Genomic DNA, 21,940 nt, shown 5'->3' on the forward strand with positions numbered 1-21,940 from the left:
TTACTTCACCTCCTTTTTTTTGGAAAACTTTTCAAGAAGCAATTTGAATATATATCCACTGGCTACAAAGAAGATAATAATCGCGATAATAACTGAAACGAGTTCTTCCGGAATTCCTGCTGCACTCGGCATATTTCCGGCACCGTATTTCAGTGAACCGAATAAAGTAGCACCGAATACGACTCCTAGTGGTGAGTTTGCACCTAGTACCGAAACAGCGATTCCATCAAATCCAATGCCTGTAAAGCCACTTTTTACAGCAACGTAACCGAACGTTCCTAAACCTTCCATCGCTCCAGCAAGACCAGCAAGTGCACCAGAAATAACCATTGACACAACGATATTTTTCTTGACGTTCATTCCAGCATATTCGCTCGCATGGCGGTTAAATCCGACCGCTTTTAATTCATAGCCTAATGTCGTTTTTTGTAAAATGAACCAAATGACAAACACGGCAAGAAGCGCGATAAAAATTCCATTATGCATTCTGGAAATATCCGTGATTTGTTCGAAAAACGAAGATTTTAATGATGCAGATTCGTGAATTCGTTCCGTTGAATCACTTCCATCGGACATGTTCTTAATTAGAGCGTTTGTTACGTGCAGGGCAACATAATTCATCATAATCGTAACGACAACTTCGTTTACCCCAAGATACGCTTTTAAAACACCAGGAACAAAAGCCCAAATTGCTCCAGCAATCGCTGCTGCAAGTAATGCTAAAGGTAGATGAACAATCATCGGTAAATCAAACACAACACCAATCCAAACGGCTGCAAACCAACCGACGATGAGTTGTCCTTCTACTCCAATGTTAAAAAGTCCAGTACGGAAAGCAAAAGCAACTGCCAATCCTGCTAATAAATATGGAGTGATCGTTCGGACAGATTCTCCAATGTTATATGAATCCCCGAGAATTCCTTCCCAAAGGGCTTGATAACCAACAACAGGATTATAGCCACTGATGGCCATGATGATCGCTCCGACGATTAAACCGAGAATTACCGCTAAAACAGGAACAACAATATTGGTCATCCTGTTAGACATATTTATTCACCTGCTTCCCCTGTCTGATCTATTAATGGCGTTTCCTCATTTTTTTCCAACTGTTGTCCAGCCATTAACAGTCCTAATTCATTTTCATCGGTCTTTTTCGGATCCAAGATGTCAATGATTTGTCCATCGAAAATAACTGCAATACGATCACTGACATCCATCACTTCATCCAGTTCCAATGAAATAAGTAAAACCGCTTTTCCATTATCCCGTTGTTCAATAAGTCGTTTATGAATAAACTCAATCGCTCCTACGTCAAGCCCCCGTGTCGGCTGTGCCGCAATAAGTAAATCCGGATCTCGTTCAATTTCTCTACCAATAATTCCCTTTTGTTGGTTTCCACCTGAAAGGGCTCGCGCAAGTTCGAATTCGCTTTGAGTTCGAACATCGTATTTATCAATGATATCACGTGCTTTTGCATATATATTTTTATAGTTGAGAATCCCAACTTTCGAATACGGTTCTTTATAATAGGTTTGTAAAACCATATTTAAACCGATTGAATAATTCAATATAAGTCCGTGTTTATGACGATCTTGTGGGATGTGCCCAACTCCTTTTTCAGTAATATATCGAGGGGGTCGATTCGTAATATCGATCCCATTTAAGGTAATTTTACCGCTTTCAACTTTTCGTAACCCTGTAATAGCTTCAATTAATTCCGTTTGACCATTGCCATCGATTCCTGCGATACCGAGAATTTCTCCCCGTTTCACTTCCAAATTTAACCGTTTTACTCTTTCGATTCCTCGATTATCTTTCACGACTAAATTCTCGATTATTAACGCTTCATCCGTCGGTTTAGCTTCTGTTTTATCAACTGAAAAAACAACATTACGCCCAACCATTAAACTAGCTAATTCTTCTGGATTCGTGTCTTCTACATTTAACGTCTTAATCCCTTTTCCACGACGAATAACGGTCACTCGATCAGCAACTTCCATTATTTCTTTTAATTTATGAGTAATTAAAATAATCGATTTACCTTCCTGAATTAACCTTTTCATAATTTGGATTAATTCAGTGATTTCTTGTGGAGTTAATGAAGCTGTTGGTTCATCGAAAATAAGAATGTCTGCACCCCTATAGAGCGTCTTAAGAATTTCCACACGTTGTTGCATACCAACGGAAATATCCGAAATTTTTGCATATGGATCGACTTGTAATCCGTAGTTTTCTGAAATTTTCTTAATTTCTTCGGCAGCCTCTTTCACATTAATTGTACCGTTTTTCGTCGGTTCGCTACCGAGAATAATGTTTTCTGTAACGGTAAATTTGTCAACGAGCATAAAATGTTGATGGACCATTCCGATACCTAGGTCATTTGCAACATTCGGATCCGTTATTTTCACCGATTTCCCTTTTACACGAATTTCACCACCGTCTGGTTGGTATAATCCGAAAAGAACATTCATTAAAGTAGATTTCCCAGCTCCATTTTCACCAAGAAGGGCATGGATTTCCCCTTTTTTTACTTGTAAAGTAATATTATCGTTCGCAACAAAAGTGCCAAACATTTTTCGTATGTTTAGCATTTCAATTACGTAGTCCATGAATAGACCTCCCTTTAGAACATTGAAAAAGCAATACATAAAAAGATAAAAAAAGTAATGTTGAATTTTTTTTATGTATCGTTTTTTCAACATTTCATCATGTTCGAAAATCAACAAATTTCCTCATAAATACAGTGGGGAGAAAACGCGTTCCCCACTGTATGTAAGTAGCCATTATTTATTCTGCACTAAATGCTTCCAACTCATCATAAGTTTGAGGCACAACCACTTCACCGTTAACGATCTTATCTGTCCATTCATCTACAGCGGCAAGAATATCTTCTGAAAGAACACCTCTTGAATCAGCGATTCCAACGCCACCTTCTTTTAGACCGTATTCAATCGTTTCTCCACCAGGGAAGTTACCATTCATCGTTCTTTCAGAAACGTCTTTTACACCTACGCTAACGAGTTTCAATGAAGATGTTAACGTAACGTTGTATTCCTTACCATCGACCGTTACGGCTCCTTCATCATATTGGTCACGGTCAACACCGATTACCCAAACATTTGCATCTGGATCTTTTTGCTTAATTTCTTTTGCTTCATTAAACACACCATTTCCGGTTGCACCAGCAGCATGGAAAATAATGTCTACTCCTGAAGAATACATTTGGTTGGCGGCAGCTTTTCCTAATTCAGCTTTATCGAAGGCACCTGTGTAGTTAATTTGCACTTCTGCATCTGGATTTACTGATTGAACGCCCGCACGGAATCCGCTTTCGAAACGTTCGATAACCGGGATTTCCATTCCACCGACAAAACCGATTTTATTCGTTTCAGTAAATAAGCCTGCTACAACGCCTGCTAAGAAGGCACCTTCATGGTCTTTAAACAAAATGCTTGCAACGTTCGGTTTGTCAACAACACCGTCAACGATAGCAAATTGTGAATCTGGACGTTGATCAGCAATTTCACCCATTGGTTTTTCAAACAAATATCCAATTCCAAAGATTAGATCAAAACCTCTTCGAATTAATTTGTTAATGTTTGTTGTATAGTCGGCGTCACTTTTCGATTGTAGATAATCGTATCCGCCATCTCCTTTTTCCAATCCGTTATCTTTACCGAATTCTTGTATTCCTTCCCAAGCAGATTGGTTAAAGGACTTATCATCTACACCGCCAACATCGGTAACCATTGCAACGGAAAATTTGTCTTCACTATCACCGTCACCGTTGTCACCACTTTTTGAACCTTCGTCATCTCCTCCACCACATGCTGCTAATACTAAGCCGAGTGAGAGAAGAAGGGTCATTAAAAACCATGTTCTTTTTTTCAAGAGAAATACCCCCTTAAAATTTTGTTAGCAGAAATGAAAAGAAGAAACATTGACCATTCTTATATTATATTATGTATGATCCTTTGTCGAATCATGAGTTTTTTTGGCCAATTTTTTTCTATCATTTCTACTGACTAAACATAATATACCATGAAATTGGAAAACAAGGAATAATATTAAACAGATTTTATTGAAAAACCGGTGAAAATTTTTGGAAACGGTTTAAATGTTTTTATATCAAAGGATTTGATTAAACCATAAACAAACATTTTTTCGTAAAGGTCGTCGAAATCCCATTCGATTTTTCCTTATCGATCGAATATTTCATCCTTTCTACCGGTTCGATTCAATCTTTTGAAATTATTTGATTAAACATATTTTTACATTTTTCAACTTTTTAAGATGATCGGATTTCTTCATCATCCGGTTTTGGAATTAAGACCGTTCGTGGTTTACTACCCTCATATGGGCCAACAACCCCTCTTTTTTCCATTTCATCTATTAATCTGGCCGCCCTTGTATAACCAATTCGAAACCGTCTTTGTAGAAGTGAAACGGATGCGGTTTGCATTTCCGAAATTAATCGGACGGCTTGCGGATATAAATCATCTTCCACATCAAATTCATCATCTGCTTCGCCATCTGGGATCATTTCTTCTTCATATTGGGCCTTTTGTTGAGAAATAACAAAGTCGACGACATGTTCCACTTCTTCATCGGAAAGGAATGCACCTTGAATACGAATCGGTTTGGAAGCACCTACCGGTAAGAAGAGCATATCACCTCTACCTAGTAGTTTTTCCGCTCCCCCTGTATCGAGTATCGTTCGAGAATCCGTTTGGGAAGAAACTGCGAAGGCAATTCTCGACGGGATATTCGCCTTAATTACACCGGTAATGACATCGACAGAGGGACGTTGGGTTGCGATAATTAAATGAATACCCGCCGCCCTTGCCATTTGCGCAAGCCGTGTAATCGCCTCTTCCACATCGCTTGAGGCAACCATCATTAAATCGGCCAATTCATCGACGATTACGACAATGTAGGGTAAAAGGGGTTGATTTTCATTATTTTCTTCATTTTTTCTTCGAATAAAATCATTATATCCTTCAATATTTCTTGTACCGGTTTCGGAAAATCGTTCATATCGTCGTTCCATTTCATTAACGATTTTCTTCAAAGCTTGGGACGCCTTTTTCGGATTCGTTACTACTGGTGCCAACAAATGGGGTACCCCATTATACACGTTCAATTCTACCATCTTTGGATCGATCATCATCATTTTAACTTCATGGGGCTTTGCCCGCATTAGAATACTTGTAATGATCCCGTTAATACATACACTTTTTCCTGATCCGGTAGCACCTGCAACGAGTAGATGGGGCATTCGATTTAATTCAGCGAAAACAGCTTCACCGGTAATATCCCTACCTAAACCGATTAAAAGTTTGGAATCCTCTTTATCAACCGCTTCTTCCAATACTTCCCGCAAAGAAACGACAGCAATTTCCGAATTCGGCACTTCAATTCCAATTGCTGATTTACCAGGGATAGGAGCTTCGATCCGAATATCCTTAGCAGCTAAAGCTAAAGCAATATCATCGGTTAAATTGACAATTTTACTAACCTTTACACCAACATCCGGATGCACTTCGTATTTCGTCACGGCTGGTCCAATATGAACTTGAGTCACCCGTGCTTTTACACCGAAACTTTGAAAGGTGCGTTCCAATTTTGCTGCATTGGCGTGAATCAAATCGTATTCACTACTTTGATCTGCTTGTTTCGGAGGATTTAATAAGGATAATGGCGGTAACTGATAATCCGCATTTTCAATCTCCTCAGGAAAATGAACGGTTACCGATTGTCGATCCTCTTCCTCTTCTTCCTCAAACTCGGTCGATTTTAATTCCGGCTTTTCTTCTTTATACACCTTTTCCGCAAAATTTGAAATAATCGGTTCACTCGACTCGTTTTCATTCAAATCTCCAGTTGGGAAAACGACCTTTCCTTCCTCTCCTTTTTCATTCGATTTTTTCTTCGTCTTATTTTTCTTCCCCTTGTTCCGCCATTTTTTTACATCTTTTTTTAACTGATCCGTCGTATTTTTGAAAAAGCTTGTAATCGAATGAAAGATTTGGCTTATCAAATCGGTGAAGGATTTACCTGTCAACAACATAATTCCAACAATTAAAATAACATAACCGAATAATTTGGCACCTTTTACAGCAAATAGTAAATGAAAGATAGCGAATAAAAGGGCTCCGATCATTCCTCCACCTAAGTCCACCCCTTCATTGGGTGTATGTACGTCCATCCAAAATAATTCCCACGTATTAATAATAACGCTCGGTTTTTCAAAGGGACCTTCTCTCGCTAAAAGCTCAAATAATGTAACATGGCTAAGAAGGAGAATGGATGTGAAAATCATATACATGCCGATCAATCTTTGAGTAAAAAAATTCGGCCATGACCGTTTCCAAATAAGGGTAATACTCAAAGCGATTAAAAAGATTGGGATTGCAAAAAACCATTCCCCGATTAAAAATCGATATAAATAAATTAAACCGCGACCGATGGCTCCCGAATCCCAAAAGGAAATAAGGGATAGGGCAAATAAAACGAGTCCGCCGATCTCAAATTGTACATTCCGTTTAATATTTTGTCGTTTTTTCGTTTTTCTTTTTTTTCGTTTTGCCATAATCTATCACCTTTATATCAATTATATCAATTTCTCCAGCCTCATTTTGAAAAACGAAATAAAAGCAGCCCATAGTTCTTGGCTGCCTTCCGTATGTTTCATTATACCATAATTTTTCCTAAACATTTGGTTTTCTTTCTAGTTTTAACGATTTGTTTTTCACAAAAGATTACTTGGAAACAGGGAAACGGTTCTACCTGGGATACAATGTGGATGTAAAAAATGATTCGGATTCGTACTTAGAACTTGTGAAATACGTAATTGATTATCTTCCGTGGGCTGGGCAATAATGGGAATTCCATGATAGAGGTACATTTGTTTTTCCTCATGTGATTGATCCAACTCTTGAAAAATTAGTTCACGTGGCAAAGTCGTATGTAAAATCATTGAATGAGTTCCTTTCCTCCTTTTCGTTTGATTTCAATGAGTTCATTTAGTTTTTTCATCGCCTCTCCAATCCCTCCCACTTCGTCAATAATTCCCATTTTTACCGCATCGGCACCGACGACATTTGTTCCGATATCCCTCGTTAAATTTCCTTTAGCAAACATTAAGTTTTTAAAGGTTTCTGTAGATATGTTGGAATGTTTCGTTACAAATTGAATGACCCGATCTTGCATTTTATCTAAATATTCAAAGGTTTGGGGAACACCGATGACAAGTCCTGTTAATCGAATCGGATGAATCGTCATCGTCGCTGTTTCTGCGATAAAGGAATAGTCCGTCCCAACGGCAATAGGCACGCCGATTGAGTGACCCCCACCGAGGACGATGGAAACGGATGGTTTGGACAAGGAGGCTAACATTTCCGCAATCGCTAATCCCGCCTCCACATCTCCACCGACCGTATTTAATACGACGAGCAATCCTTCAATGTTCGGATTTTGTTCGATCGCTACGAGTTGTGGAATCACATGCTCATATTTTGTCGTTTTATTTTGTGGGGGCAATTGGATATGACCTTCAATTTGACCGATAATTGTTAAACAGTGGATGTTTGAATCACGGGAAAATTGCGGTACATTCGTTTGTCCCAACTGTTGGATTTTTTCCACGAGCGTTTGTGCAGGTGGACTCGACTCTTCCTTATTTGGCTGTTGTTCTTCGTTTGTTTTCGTATCCATCGATTTCATAATCTCCTTTTTCTTAGTTACAAATAGTATGTTCTTCCTTCGTTTTTTCATTCTCGGCAATAAGTAAATTCATATAAAAAATTCATGGCTAAAAACATGTCGATCATTCGAATTAATAAAACTTGTACGTACGAATTCCTTTTGAAATAAAATTGAGGTCAGCTAGCCCATCAAAAAAAGCCCCAAAAGGAGCTTTTTCCTGAATCTTATACTTCCATGATGATTGGGATAATCATCGGTCTTCGTTTTGTTTGGTTAAATAAAAAGCCGTTTAATTGATCCCGAATTTCTTGTTTCACATTCGCCCATTCAAAGGTTTGATTTTTAATATTCTTTTCAACGATGTCACGGACAATTTTCGTCGCCTTCATCATCAACTCTTCCGATTCCCGAACATACACAAATCCCCTTGAAATAATTTCAGGACCGGAAACGATTCTTTTTTCGTTCCGATTAATCGTCACAACAGAAATAAAGATGCCGTCTTGAGAGAGCATTCTTCGATCCCGCAAAACGATATTGCCAACATCACCGACACCGCTTCCGTCGATCAGTACATTCCCCGCTTGTACCCGACCAGATAACTTGATTTGATCCCCTTTGATTTCAATAATATCTCCCTTTTCTGGGATAATCATATTTTTTCGATCCACACCCATATGGGAAGCGATTTTTCCATGGGCAACGAGCATTTTATATTCACCATGAATCGGAATAAAAAATTTCGGTTTCATTAAATTGAGCATCAGTTTCAGTTCTTCCTTCCGACCGTGCCCACTTACATGAATTTGATCCTGATTGAAAAAAACCGTCGCACCTGCTCGATATAACATATCGATCGTCTTTAATAAAAATAATTCGCCGCCTCGATGGGGAGAAGCAGCAATCAAAACCGTATCTCCTTTTTGAATGTGCAGTTGTCCATGTTGTTTCCGTACCATTTGTTGCAAAGCATCGAGTGGTTCCCCTTGGGTTCCAGTCATGAGTACGACGAGCTCTTCATCTTTGTACTGATCCATTTCGTCATATTGGATGATTCGATCCCGATCCACATGTAAATAGCCTAATCGATACGAAATATCGAACACGTCCTGTAACGTTTTTCCAATCATAACTACTTTACGATTCATTCTTTCGGCAATATGGAACATGCGCTGAATGGCGTTAATCGACGAGGCATAACAGGCATAAATAATTCGACCATCCGCCTTTTGAAATACATTTTCCAACTGCTTTTCAACAAACACTTCCGATGGTGTATATCCTGGCTTTTCCGCTTCCGTACTGTCGGAGAGAAGGCAGAGCACACCTCGGTCTCCAATTTTTGCCATTTTACTAATATTTGCTTGATATAGTTCATCTGCACTTTGATCAAATTTAAAATCGCCGGTATAAACGATCGAGCCTTCATCCGTCTCAATACAAATTCCAACCGAGTCAGGAATGCTATGATTAACATGGAAAAAGGTAATCTTCGCCGATGGAAAATTTAATACGATATCCTCATGAATGACTCGAAAATCTACTTTCCCTTTAAAATCTTGCTCGGTTAATTTCGCCTTTGTAAGGGCGACAGTTAGTTTAGTTCCGTAGACAGGAACTGGAATTTTATCCATTAGGTAAGCGAGTGCTCCCGTATGATCTTCATGACCATGGGATAAAAAGACCCCTTGAATTCGCTCTTTATTTTCTAATAAATACGTAATATCAGGAATAACGATATCGATTCCGTACATTTCATCCTCGGGAAATTTTAAACCGGCATCGATGACGAATAAATCATTTCCAACTTCAACGATATACATATTTTTTCCAAGTTCTCCCACACCTCCTAATGGAATGATTTTTTTCGTTTTTACTTTTTTTCTCGTCAAACTAAACATCCTCCCATTTTCGATACTTTATAATATATAATAAACGTTCATTTCCATAAACGTATCATCATCTTTTTACTGAAATACTTTTCATCAAACCCTCATTTCAAAATCATATCGTTTTCATTATGTAAACATATCCGTTTGGTCTATTATTAAACTATATATTATCCTTTTCTGACAGTTTTCGCAAATAGGACATTTAATGAATCATATAGCACACGTTTGTACATCTTTTTTTATTTTAACATATTTATTCGAGCCCTCGTCCCATTTTGTTCAAAAGTAAAAGGAAAGTTGAATCATTAAATGAGAAAGAGACATAAAAAAACACCCCTAAAAGAGGTGCACAATGGGTTTGGATTATTCGTTTTCAGCCAATTCGTTTAATAATTGGAGTAGGGTGGATCGCTCAGTTCCTGTAAGGGGGACGAGCGGCAAACGTACAGAACCAACGTTAATCCCCTTTAATTGAAGGGCAGTTTTTACTGGAACAGGATTCGGTGCAGCAAACAACCCTTTCATTAGAGGGAAAAGTTTTTGATTCAGTCGACTAGCAGATTGGATATCTCCTTGTAAAAAGGATTCAATCATCCGTTTCATTTCCAATCCGATGACATGGGATGCGACAGAAACAACTCCAAAACCACCGATGGAAAGAACAGGTAAAGTTAAACTATCGTCACCACTATAAAGACGGAAATCTTTTGGAGTTTTAGCGATAATCTCCGTCATTTGATTTAAATTACCACTTGCTTCCTTTACTGCGACAATATTCGGTATCTCGCTCAATCGAATGATCGTTTCAGATTGGATATTAATCCCGGTCCGTCCCGGAATGTTATAAATCATGATTGGTAGTTTTGTACTTTCCGCAATTGAACGGAAGTGTTGATACAATCCCTCTTGATTCGGTTTATTGTAATACGGAGCGACGATCATCACCGCATCAACACCGATTTCTTCTGCCCTTTTTGTCAATTCGATGGATGCTTTCGTATTATTTCCGCCCGTCCCGGCGATTACGGGAACACGATTTTTTACAACATTTACTACATGTTTGAAAAGGGCCAGCTTTTCCTCCACGGTCAAAGTAGGTGATTCACCTGTCGTTCCTGCTACGACAAGGGCGTCACTTCCGTTTTCAATCAAATACTCGATTAATTTCGTCGTTTTTCCAAAATCGATGTTTCCCTTATTATCAAAGGGCGTTACCATCGCAGTGACGATGCGACCAAAATCCATTTCCCTCACTCCTTCATATTTTGAACAAACGTACTAATTTCATCAATCGGATCGATTCCCTCGAGTTCCATATGTAACTCGAAAGCATCGTGCAAGGCGTTAACTGCTTCTTTTAAGTGCTTCTGTTTGACGAGTACCCAAATGGTCGTATAACTATCTGCAGATTGCAAAATATCGATTCCCCTTTCAGAAAGGGCGGTGACGATTTTCGCTGCCACACCTGGGACGCCAGTAATCCCTGCCCCAACGATGGATACTTTTGCACAATGGGGTTCTAAAACGGGTTGATAACCCATTTTTTCTAAAACTGCCTTCGCTTTTTCGGCAACATGATCATTAACCGTATAGACGACTCCGTTTGGAGAAATGTTAATAAAATCGACGGATATTTGTTCACCGGCCATCGCTTTAAAAACTTCCACTTGTATATTGTATTGATCTTTTTTCGCATATACTTTAATCTGGGTTAAATTCGGAACGTGAGCAATACCCGTTACAAGACGTTCCCGAATATCCGTTCCCCGTCCTTTTCGGAATAATTTCGTAACCAACGTTCCTGGAGATTTAGAAAATGGAGAACGAATGCGAAGGGGAATTTCTGCCTGCATCGCAATCTCCACCGCTCGAGGGTGAATGACTTTCGCTCCTTGATAGGCGAGATTACAAACTTCATTATACGTCACAACAGAAAGAGCCCTTGCCCGATCCGTTAATTTCGGATCTGCGGTCATCACACCTTCCACATCGGTAAAAATGTCGATCCATTCCGCTTTTAAAGCGGCACCTAAAGCGGCTGCAGATGTATCACTACCTCCCCTTCCAATCGTCGTAATATCTCCCTTTTCATTTACACCTTGGAATCCAGCCACGACGAGGGCATCGTGCTGTTCCAATTCTTCTAATAATCGGTCCGTTTTTACTTCCATTATTTTCGCATTCGTAAAATCGCTATTTGTCAAAAATCCGGCTTGGGCACCTGTTAACGCTTTCGCATGAATTCCTTCTTCCAGTAACATTTCCGCAAAAACAACCGCCGAGATCGTTTCCCCACAAGACATCAATAAATCTTGTTCTTGTTTTGAGATCAGCGCCTTTTCTCCCCCGATTAAAGATAGTAACGTATCGGTAGCATAAGGATCACCAAGTCTTCCCATTGCAGAAACGACGATAACGGGCTTATAGTTTTGTGCAATTGCGTCCTTTATATGGGTAAGGACAGCCCTTCGATTGCTTTCCGTTCGAACGGACGTGCCGCCGAATTTTTGAACGATTATTTTCATCATATACCACTTCCACCCATTCCATTAAAATAAATTAAATTAAATTCAACTTTTGCAAACTCTCTGCAATTTGAATGGAATTCCATGCTGCTCCCTTCAGTAAATTGTCGGAAACAACCCACATATGGAAACCGTATTCGTCATCCAAATCCTTCCGAATCCGACCGACGAAAACTTCCCGGCGGTTAACCGAATCCAAAGGTAGCGGGTATATTTGTTCAGATGGACGGTCCTGCAAGATTACCCCTGGAGCTTCAGCTAATACGGACCTAATTTGATTTGGGGTAACATTTGGTTTTTCTACTTCAAAATAAACGGACTCAGAATGGCCACGGACGACAGGAATCCGTACACAAGTGGCTCCCACTTTCAAGTCGGGCATATGCATAATTTTTCGAGTTTCATTGATCATTTTCATCTCTTCAAAGGTAAATCCATTATCTTGAAATACATCGATTTGAGGAATGGCATTGAATGCAATCGGATAATGTTTTGGATCGTTTTTTACCGGTAAAATGTTCGCTTCCGGTTTTTTCCCTTCCATAATCTCCTTCGACTGCATGTACAATTCATCCACCGCACGATTTCCAGCACCGCTTACCGCTTGGTACGTAGAAACTAGCACCCGTTTTAATCCGTATTTTTTCCGAATCGGTTCTAAACTAACGACCATTTGAATCGTAGAGCAATTTGGATTGGCTATAATTCCGTTATGGTTTTTCAAGTCTTCTTCATTTACCTCAGGAACGACTAACGGTACGTTCGGTTCCATACGGAAGGCACTCGTATTGTCAATGACGACTGTACCATGTTTCACCGCTTCTGGTGCAAGGGCTTTTGAAACACTTCCTCCTGCAGAAAAAAAAGCGATATCCACATTTTTGAAAAGTTCACCCTTCGCCTCAACGATCGGGATTTCTTCACCTTTAAACTGCATTTTTTTCCCACTAGATCGTTTTGAAGCCATGAATGTTAATCGGCGAATTGGAAAATCCCTTTCTTCCAAAGTACGAATCAAATGTTCACCGACAGCCCCCGTTGCACCGACGATAGCGACATGATAACCGTTATTTGACGACATATTCCATTCTCCTTCCAAATAAAAACATCCTCGATCCACATGAATCTTCCGAGTTTAAATCCCTTTTCAAACTTATCGTTCATTTTACCACAATTCTAAGTGGATGAATATTAATTTTCATTAAAAAATTCTGGCTGTTTTCCTATCGTTTTTATCTTTCCGCTCGATGAATTTGAATGAAAAAAATCCGATGCGAAAGGCGCGGGTTCCTACGCATCTTTTTTTATTATAATTCTTATTTTTGATAACGGTCAATAACAACCGGTTGTAACTGACGATGTTCTAAAGCGGCTTCTACCGTTTCAATAAGCTTTGTCATATCAGATACCATCGATTTCGGTTTTTTGAAAGGATCGTCTTGACCAAAGGGGATAAAATAAATATCTTTTGCAGACATTAGTCGCATGATGTTTACTCCGTTGAGTCCTAGGGCATCGTTCGTGGAAATGCCTAATACGATTGGTCGATGATTTCTCATAGTCGCTTTTGCAGCCATAAGTACCGGAGAATCGGTTAAGGCATTGGCTAATTTACTAACGGAATTTCCTGTTGCCGGAGCAATGACCATGCAATCGAGGGGATTTTTCGGTCCAAGAGGTTCGGCTTCGACAATGGAATCGATCACTTTTTTCCCGGTCACTTCTTCGATTTTTTTTACCCAGTCGTCACCAGAGCCGAATCGGGTCGTCGTAGTTTTTACTGTAAATGTAACGATTGGAATCACATCGGCCCCCTTTTCCACCAGTTTTTCAATTTCAGGAAAAACGGAGTCATACGTACAATGGGAACCGGTTAGCCCGAAGCCAATCCGTTTACCTTTCACATCCATCATTCATCTTCCTTTCTTTGTATTGAGTCTTCTCGCAATAATTCGACTAACACATTCGCCAAAATTTGCCCAGCTGTTTTCGGAGCGACAATCCCTGGTAAACTTGGGGCGAGCAATGCTTGAATTCCCCTTTTTTCAGCATATCGAAAATCCGTCCCTCCAGGCTTTGATGCTAAGTCAATGATTAACGTATGGGCCGGCATTTTTGAAATGACACTAGCGGTAACGACGAGATGTGGAATAGTATTAATGCAAATATCTACATCGCTTACCATTTTTTCTAAATCTTGTAAATGAAATGCTTCCATCCCCATTTCCTTAATTCTAGCTAATGAATCTCGCTTTCTTGCACCCACTTTCACCTTTGCGCCTAAGGTATGGAATACCCTTGCCACAGTCATTCCTACCCGACCAAAACCAAGGATTACCGTTTGTGAGCCGTGAATTGTAAAATCTGTATGTTGGATCGCCATCATTAACGTTCCTTCAACCGTCGGAATTGAATTATATATAGCAACATCGTTTCGTTCAAACAATAAAACTAATTTTCTGTTCGCAAGCTTTACGATTTGATCCAAATACGGTGTGGAAATACCTGAAAATATCGTACAATGGGGCGGTGTTTTCTTTAACTCCTCTTCAGTGATTACGATTTTTTCATTGGAAAAAATCGTGTCCACTTCCCCGTGATCATTCGTTCCTGCAACGGGTAAAATAATTGCATCCAAGTCTTTCCAATCCATATCTTGAATTTTTTCCTTCACTGCTCCTGTAAAAGAATGATCTAATTGTTCAAAACCTACGAGGAAAACTTTTGCATCCATTTCAATGAACTTACGAATGATTTCAATCTGTCTTGCATCCCCGCCGATGACAGCAACTTGCAATCCTGTTAACATCAAATCCTTCACCTTCTTTTTCATTCGACAAGCTTCAAACAACAATCGTTTATCAATATCCTATGAAGTGGATTAACTTCATGTGAAAAAAACAGCTCTATAATTTTTGATGTTGGTGACTAAACCTAGAACCTTTTTTGATCAAAAAAATAGAGACAAGTGACACTCCCCTGGTAAAATGTAATCGCCAAACCACATTTATAGGAGTAATGTCACATGTCTCATCATTATTGAAGTTCCATTGGCGACAACTCCTGCGGGGAAAGCACGAGCCTCGAGACCCAGCAGGAACGAAGTGACAAGGAGACTCGAGCCGTGCTACTGGATGCGCGTCCGCCAATGGAACGAATCACTTCAAACCGATTTTGGATGAATGGACAACCTGATCCGATTACATTTTACTGAAAAAAGTCACGAAATTATTCACCAACACGATTTGACAAAGAACCAAAAAAAAACCGGAAATACCGGTTGTTAACTGTTTCGAATATTTATGTTGTCGTTTACGATTGATTGAATTCATCTTCAGGAAAGTCAATAATAATCATATCTGTCCCAATTTTTTTTACATATTTCCAAGGTACGCGAATTTCTCCGCCCGTTTTACGAAATTGAAACCATTTTCCAGTCGGTATAATTAACGCGACGATCTGTCCTGTCTGTTCATTGATCTCCAAATCCGTTTGACCGAGTACCCCTAGTCGTTCCGCTTTTTTTATATCGACGATTTCTTTACCGCTCAATTCACTTAATCGCACCAATGTACTCACCCTTTCCTGTCCTTCTTGTATTAATGTATTCCGATATGGATTAATTTAGAAGAAGGAGTCAGGAAAAGTGTTCGACGATTCATCCATTATTCCTTTGGTAATCTTCCCGTCGGATTAATGACCGCAATGGAGAAATGGTTTGAAAAAATTTTCTGAATTAACGAATTCACTTCTTCCTTCGTCACACCATCGATCAATTGAATCGTTTCATCTAACGTTCGATGTTTTTTTAAATATAATTCATTTTTCCCGTTTCTACTCATCCGACTATTCGTACTCTCTAAACTTAACATGATGTTTCCCTTTAGTTGTTCCTTACTATTTTTTATTTCTCGATCGGTTATTCCCTTTTCCACAAATCGGTGAATTGAAGTCTGAATTGATTCAAATAGGGTATCCATTTGGTCTACACCTGTACCCCCATATATCGTTACCATTCCCGTGTCATAAAAGGAAGAGTGGTAGGAAAAAATCGAGTAAGCCAAACCTTTTTCTTCTCGAATTTCTTGGAATAAGCGACTGCTCATTCCCCCACCTAAAATATTATTTGCAATGATTAACGGATACATTTGATGGTGGGAAACAGGAATCCCTTCAAATCCTATGCAAAGATGGGCCTGTTCTGTATCCTTCCTTTTTACAATTTGATTTTGGTGAAACTTCGGTAATTCCTTTTCAATCCTTCGATTGTTCACTTGATAAGATCCAAATAGGTTTTCCACCTCTTGAATCAATGTTTCATCCACGTTCCCAGCAATGGATATGACGACATTTTCCGGTGTATACATTTGTTCCATATATGTTTTTAACGTCTGTCTGTTAAATGACGCCACCGTTTCCTCAGTACCTAAAATCGGATAACCTAAGGAATGATTTTCGTAAACAGCTTTGCTTAACAGATCGTGTACGATATCATCGGGTGTGTCCTCATACATTTTAATTTCTTCCATAACGACTTTTTTTTCTTTCGACAACTCTTCTTCATCGAAAGTCGAATTAAAAAACATATCCGCTAAAATATTTAAGGCGTAAGACGTGTGTCGATCTAAAACTTTCGCATAATAACAAGTATATTCTTTTGAAGTGAAAGCATTCACTTGTCCACCAATTCGGTCAAAAGACTCGGCAATATCCCGTGCACTTCTCGTTTTTGTACCTTTGAAAAACATGTGTTCTAAAAAATGGGAAATCCCGTTTAGTTCTTTTGGTTCATTTCGAGATCCTGTTTTAATCCAGATGCCTAAGGATACGGATCGGACGGTGGGTATTTTTTCCATAACAATCCGAACGCCATTTTTGCACGTATATTTATTTACCAAACAAAGTCCTCCTCCAAGTTGCTATGAAATCTTTTATAAGCATTATTATAGTATTTTACCGAAAATTTACAAATAAATCGCCTTTTCATATACCCATTTGTAATCTGAAATTTCCCTTCAAAGGTTAAATAGCGAAAGTCACTTGATTCTTTTTTCATCCAATAGTTCAGAAATCGTACTCGGAATATAACCACGATCTTTCAATTCGATCAAAATTTGTTCGAGGGCGTTTGAAGTCGATTCGGTCGGATGCATTAAAATAATGGCCCCGTTATGTACTTGTTTCCTTACCCGATTAAGGACCACTTCGGTAGGCGGATTTCTCCAATCGATCGTATCCACCGTCCACATAATCGTTTGCATATTCATTTCATCAGCGATTTGCACCGTTTCTTCACGAAAGCTACCACTAGGTGGAGCAAATAAAGAGGGTTTGACACCGATTGCTGCTTCGATGATTCGATTCGTTTCTTCCAATTCTTTTTTCGTCTCCGCTACCGTCAATCGAGCAAAGTCGGGATGGGAATAGGAGTGATTTCCAATTTCATGCCCTTCATTGAAAATCATTTTGACCAAATCCGTATTTTGTTTCGCCCATTTTCCTTCTAAAAAAAAAGTGGCATGTACTTGTTGTCTTTTTAATGTGGCAAGAATGGAAGAAATATATTCATTTCCCCATGCTACATTGATGGTTATAGCTACGGTCGGTTTTTCCGGATGGCCTCGATAAATAGGAGCAGGGGGAAGATCTTCCAAATGAATTTTTGGGGGAACTTGTTTGAAAACTAGTTTTTTCTCGTCAAACATTCCATCAATTTTCATTTTTTGATACGTTGATTCCACATCAACCCGTAATCCGTTGTAACCAGGTATTTTTTTCCAAACTTTATCTATTCTTGCATTCTCAGGTTCTTTTTCATACTCTTTTCGTCGCTGTTCGATCTCCATATATAAAGAATCCTTGATCGCTGTTGCGGTGATCGCTTCTGTTCGAAGTTTTTCTACATAAAGTTCAGATAATGGGTTTTGAACAATAAAATAGCCGAATATCATGATGGTTATAAGTATGATTGGACGCTTGAAAGATTGTTTCTTCATTCGCTCTACCCCTCCCATTTAAATCTATGATTTACATGGACAGGATAGAACGTGGATTTTTTTTCCAATTAAAAAGGGACCTACTCTTTAATGAGAAAGTCCTTTTGCCATGTAAGTCGATATGGAAAGGGAGAAGGAAAATCCCCATAAATAGGAAGATTCATTCCTTCATTTTAATTACCCTTGTGTTTATTTTTCTCCCGTAACGCTGCTTTTCGGGATAAATTTACACGTCCTTGTCGATCGATATCAATTACTTTTACAAGCACTTCATCACCGATGTGAACGACGTCTTCTACCCTTCCGACCCGTTCTTCAGCCAATTCCGAAATATGAACGAGACCATCTTTTCCATTGAATAGTTCGACGAAGGCACCGAATTTTTCAATTCTACGCACTTTACCGATATACATTTTTCCGACTTCAATTTCTTGAACAATCGATTCAATCATTTTTTGTGCTTTTTCATTCATATCTTGATCTGTAGAAGAGATATAAATTGTTCCATCTTGTTCAATATCAATTTTTACGCCAGTTTCGTCAATAATCCGTTTCACCACTTTACCACTCGGTCCGATCACATCTCCTATTTTGTCAGGATTAATATGCATCGACAAAATTTTCGGAGCATACGGTGATAATCTTTCTCGAGGTTTGGATATCGTTTGTAACATATGTTCTAAAATTTGCAACCGACCTTTTTTGGCTTGTTCTAAGGCTTCTTGTAAAATTTCTTTGGACAGTCCGTCGATTTTGATATCCATTTGCAAAGCGGTAACTCCTCGATCCGTCCCAGCAACTTTGAAATCCATATCTCCAAGATGGTCTTCCATTCCTTGAATATCCGTTAAAATCGTATAATGTTCACCGTTTTTTACAAGCCCCATAGCAATTCCGGCAACCGGTGCTTTTATTGGAACTCCTGCATCCATCAAAGCCAATGTACTACCACAAATACTCGCTTGTGATGTCGATCCGTTCGATTCCAACACTTCAGATACTAACCGAATCGTATACGGGAATTCTTCTTCAGAAGGAATTATCGGTTCTAAAGCCCGTTCACCTAACGCACCATGTCCAATTTCCCTTCTTCCTGGTCCTCGAATGGGGCCTGCCTCACCGACGGAAAATGGAGGGAAATTATAGTGATGCATAAAACGTTTTTCTTCTTCAATTCCAAGGCCATCTAATATTTGCACATCTCCAAGGGCTCCAAGGGTACAAACGGATAAAGCTTGTGTTTGACCGCGCGTAAATAATCCAGATCCGTGAGCACGGGGCAGAATGCTAACAGACGAAGACAGTGGTCGAATCTCGTCAATTCTTCTTCCATCTGGACGGATTTTTTCGACGGTAATCAATCTTCTTACTTCTTCTTTCACGAGCTTGTCCATCATGGACTGCACTTGTTTCAGTAATTCCTCATCCGCTTCCTCATTTTCATATTTCTCGATAATGTCTTGTTTAATCGACTCGATTGCCGTATCCCTTGCTTGTTTTTCTGGAATACGGATCGCTTCAAGCAATTGTTTTTCACAGAGGGAACGTACTTCTTTTTCCACTTCTGGGTCAATTTCAAATAATGGAACATCCATTTTATCTTTACCGACTTTTTGAGCAATTTCCTCTTGGAAAGCGATTAATTTTTTAATTTCCTCATGACCAAACATGATCGCTTCAAGCATCGTTTCTTCCGGTACTTCATCGGCTCCGGCTTCAACCATATTAATGGCATCCTTCGTACCTGCCACACTTAAATGCATTTTACTTCTTTCCGATTGTTCGACAGTCGGGTTAATCACAAATTTTCCATCAATCAAGCCGACGATCACACCTGCAATCGGACCGTTAAATGGAATATCCGAAATAGTCAATGCAAGGGACGAGCCAAACATTGCAGCCATTTCCGTTGAACAATCTTGGTCGACGCTCAAAACGGTACTTACGACTTGAACTTCATTCCGAAATCCTTCTGGGAATAATGGCCGAAGGGGGCGATCGATAAGGCGAGCCGCCAAAATGGCTTTTTCACTCGGTCGACCTTCCCTTTTAATAAACCCACCAGGTATTTTCCCGACAGCATATAATCGTTCTTCGTAATTAACCGTCAAGGGAAAAAAGTCGACGGATTTTGGTTCCTTCGAAGCGACCGCTGTACTTAAAACAACGCTATCTCCATAACGGACGAGCACTGCACCATTTGCTTGTTTGGCTAGTCGTCCTAATTCAACAGACAGCTTTCGTCCAGCCAAATCGATGGAAAAAACATGTATTTCATTTTCCATATACGGACTCCTCTCTTATTACAAATTTCGCAACAACGATTTCTTTTTATTATGTATTGTAAACAAAGGACAAGGGTTCATAAACGTCACTTTTTGGTATTCCAAGAAGTTAGCAAAGCTAACAAAAAAGCGGGATGACTCCCGCTTTTTTTATCGGCGTAAACCGAGCTTGTTAATTAATTCACGGTAACGTTGAACATCTTTATTACGCAAATATGCTAACAAGTTACGGCGTTTACCAACCATTTTGTATAGCCCGCGACGGGAATGGTGGTCTTTTTTATGAACTTTCAAATGTTCATTTAACAAATTAATTTGTTCTGTTAAAATCGCAATTTGAACTTCCGGTGATCCTGTGTCGTTTTCGTGAATTTTAAACTGTTCAATGATTTCATTTTTTCTTTCTTGCGACAATGCCATGTTGATTTCACCTCCTATATCTTTACATCCCCTATTACTGAGCAAGCGCCGGAGTCATCGACTTGCCAAGCAAAGGTTCATAGAATACGCTAATTAGAATACTACTTTTTTTCGAAAAATGCAAGTATGGTTTACCATTTTTTCACCGATGGTCGATGGATGAAATCGAGTTGAAAAAATCCATCGCTTGTTTTTTATCCCTTGTAATTTGTTTACTGAGTTCATCGACGGAGGTAAATTTTCGTTCTTCTCGAATCCTCTTATACCATTTGATATTGACGCTTTCGCCATATAGGTCATCTTGAAAATTTAGTAAATGAACTTCGATCATTCTTTGTCTTCGCTCATTATGAAATGTAGGTTTGAAACCGATATTACAAACCCCTGGAATCCATTGGCCATTTACAAAAACTTCAACCGCATAAACTCCGTCCTTCGGAAGTACGTAACGATGATCCACATCAATATTTGCTGTTGGGAATCCGATGGTTCTTCCCCGCTTCTCTCCGTGAACAACCGTACCAGAAATGGTATAATGCCTGCCTAACATCGCAGGAACTTGATCCACATTGCCCAGTTTGATTAAATTTCGAATTGAAGTTGAACTAATCTTTTCATTTTGAACCATCATTTTTTCAATAACGGTATAAGAAAATCGATTTTCACTTAATTGTTTAATCGTATTCATATTTCCTTTACCATATCTTCCATATGTATAATCAAATCCTGCAACGAGATGTTTTACATTCAACTGAACGATATATTGTTCGATAAACTGCTCTGGGGACAATTTTGAAAATTCCTTCGTAAAAGGGACGATAATGAAATAATCGATTCCTAACGCTTGAATTCGTTGCTTTTTTTCATGTAATAGTGTTAAATACTTAACTTTTTCCGGATTTCCTAAAACGGCTTTTGGCGAAGGATCAAAGGTCATCACTCCACTATGTAATCCCCTTTTTTCGGCCTCTTCCTTTGCTGTTCCAATCACTTTTTGATGGCCAATGTGAATCCCATCAAAATAGCCGATGGCGAGGGACAGGGGGGGCAACTCATCCACGGCGTTTTTATTCTCTTCCGTCAAATAAATGACTTTCACTGTTAAACGCACCTTT

18 protein-coding genes are annotated in these 21,940 nt (G+C 39.2%); all 18 read right to left on the minus strand.

Features of this window, described 5'->3' with window-relative positions; translation table 11 throughout:
• Positions 1–1,047, minus strand: a complete 1,047-nt coding sequence (locus tag OE105_RS05420) for an ABC transporter permease (protein WP_275421723.1) — start codon at positions 1,045–1,047, stop codon at positions 1–3.
• Between the two features lie 2 nt (positions 1,048–1,049).
• Positions 1,050–2,609, minus strand: coding sequence for an ABC transporter ATP-binding protein (locus OE105_RS05425; protein WP_275421724.1), 1,560 nt, complete (start codon positions 2,607–2,609; stop codon positions 1,050–1,052).
• A gap of 178 nt (positions 2,610–2,787) precedes the next feature.
• Positions 2,788–3,891 (minus strand): BMP family lipoprotein, encoded by a 1,104-nt coding sequence (locus OE105_RS05430; RefSeq protein ID WP_275421725.1) that lies wholly within the window; start codon positions 3,889–3,891, stop codon positions 2,788–2,790.
• 397 nt (positions 3,892–4,288) lie between these two features.
• Positions 4,289–6,592: an FtsK/SpoIIIE family DNA translocase gene (locus tag OE105_RS05435; protein ID WP_275421726.1), complete on the minus strand. Its 2,304-nt coding sequence runs from the start codon at positions 6,590–6,592 to the stop codon at positions 4,289–4,291.
• A gap of 159 nt (positions 6,593–6,751) precedes the next feature.
• Entirely contained in the window at positions 6,752–6,979 is a 228-nt protein-coding gene (locus OE105_RS05440; protein ID WP_275421727.1) for a YlzJ-like family protein, read from the minus strand.
• On the minus strand, positions 6,976–7,716 hold the full coding sequence (locus tag OE105_RS05445; RefSeq protein ID WP_275421728.1) for a ClpP family protease: 741 nt from the start codon (positions 7,714–7,716) through the stop codon (positions 6,976–6,978). Before OE105_RS05445 ends, OE105_RS05440 begins: the two co-directional genes overlap by 4 nt.
• 215 nt (positions 7,717–7,931) lie before the next feature.
• Positions 7,932–9,608, minus strand: coding sequence for a ribonuclease J (locus OE105_RS05450; protein ID WP_275421729.1), 1,677 nt, complete (start codon positions 9,606–9,608; stop codon positions 7,932–7,934).
• 354 nt (positions 9,609–9,962) lie between these two features.
• The gene (dapA, locus tag OE105_RS05455) at positions 9,963–10,844 is read right to left on the minus strand and encodes a 4-hydroxy-tetrahydrodipicolinate synthase (RefSeq protein WP_275421730.1); all 882 of its coding nucleotides are present in this window, start codon (positions 10,842–10,844) and stop codon (positions 9,963–9,965) included.
• A gap of 5 nt (positions 10,845–10,849) precedes the next feature.
• The gene (gene dapG, locus OE105_RS05460; RefSeq protein WP_275422103.1) at positions 10,850–12,124 is read right to left on the minus strand and encodes an aspartate kinase; all 1,275 of its coding nucleotides are present in this window, start codon (positions 12,122–12,124) and stop codon (positions 10,850–10,852) included.
• A gap of 34 nt (positions 12,125–12,158) precedes the next feature.
• Positions 12,159–13,205, minus strand: a complete 1,047-nt coding sequence (asd, locus tag OE105_RS05465; protein ID WP_275421732.1) for an aspartate-semialdehyde dehydrogenase — start codon at positions 13,203–13,205, stop codon at positions 12,159–12,161.
• A gap of 235 nt (positions 13,206–13,440) precedes the next feature.
• Positions 13,441–14,034 (minus strand): dipicolinate synthase subunit B, encoded by a 594-nt coding sequence (dpaB, locus tag OE105_RS05470; RefSeq protein ID WP_275421733.1) that lies wholly within the window; start codon positions 14,032–14,034, stop codon positions 13,441–13,443.
• Positions 14,034–14,933 (minus strand): dipicolinic acid synthetase subunit A, encoded by a 900-nt coding sequence (gene dpaA / locus OE105_RS05475; protein ID WP_275422104.1) that lies wholly within the window; start codon positions 14,931–14,933, stop codon positions 14,034–14,036. The genes dpaB and dpaA overlap by 1 nt, the downstream gene beginning before the upstream one ends.
• Positions 14,934–15,436: 503 nt before the next feature.
• Positions 15,437–15,691: a YlmC/YmxH family sporulation protein gene (locus tag OE105_RS05480; RefSeq protein WP_275422105.1), complete on the minus strand. Its 255-nt coding sequence runs from the start codon at positions 15,689–15,691 to the stop codon at positions 15,437–15,439.
• A 98-nt stretch (positions 15,692–15,789) separates the two neighbouring features.
• Positions 15,790–17,022, minus strand: coding sequence for a M16 family metallopeptidase (locus OE105_RS05485; RefSeq protein ID WP_275421734.1), 1,233 nt, complete (start codon positions 17,020–17,022; stop codon positions 15,790–15,792).
• A gap of 138 nt (positions 17,023–17,160) precedes the next feature.
• Complete coding sequence (locus tag OE105_RS05490; RefSeq protein WP_275421735.1) at positions 17,161–18,120, minus strand: polysaccharide deacetylase family protein; 960 nt, start codon at positions 18,118–18,120, stop codon at positions 17,161–17,163.
• A 173-nt stretch (positions 18,121–18,293) separates the two neighbouring features.
• On the minus strand, positions 18,294–20,405 hold the full coding sequence (gene pnp / locus OE105_RS05495; protein ID WP_275421736.1) for a polyribonucleotide nucleotidyltransferase: 2,112 nt from the start codon (positions 20,403–20,405) through the stop codon (positions 18,294–18,296).
• Between the two features lie 150 nt (positions 20,406–20,555).
• The gene (gene rpsO / locus OE105_RS05500; protein WP_275421737.1) at positions 20,556–20,825 is read right to left on the minus strand and encodes a 30S ribosomal protein S15; all 270 of its coding nucleotides are present in this window, start codon (positions 20,823–20,825) and stop codon (positions 20,556–20,558) included.
• Between the two features lie 142 nt (positions 20,826–20,967).
• Positions 20,968–21,924 carry a riboflavin biosynthesis protein RibF gene (ribF, locus tag OE105_RS05505; RefSeq protein ID WP_275421738.1) on the minus strand — a complete coding sequence of 319 codons (957 nt, stop codon included), beginning with the start codon at positions 21,922–21,924 and terminating at the stop codon, positions 20,968–20,970.
• Positions 21,925–21,940: the final 16 nt, after the last annotated feature.

It is taken from the genome of Fervidibacillus halotolerans (genome assembly GCF_026547205.1).
In the GTDB taxonomy this organism is placed as follows: Bacteria; Bacillota; Bacilli; order Bacillales; family Caldibacillaceae; genus Fervidibacillus; species Fervidibacillus halotolerans.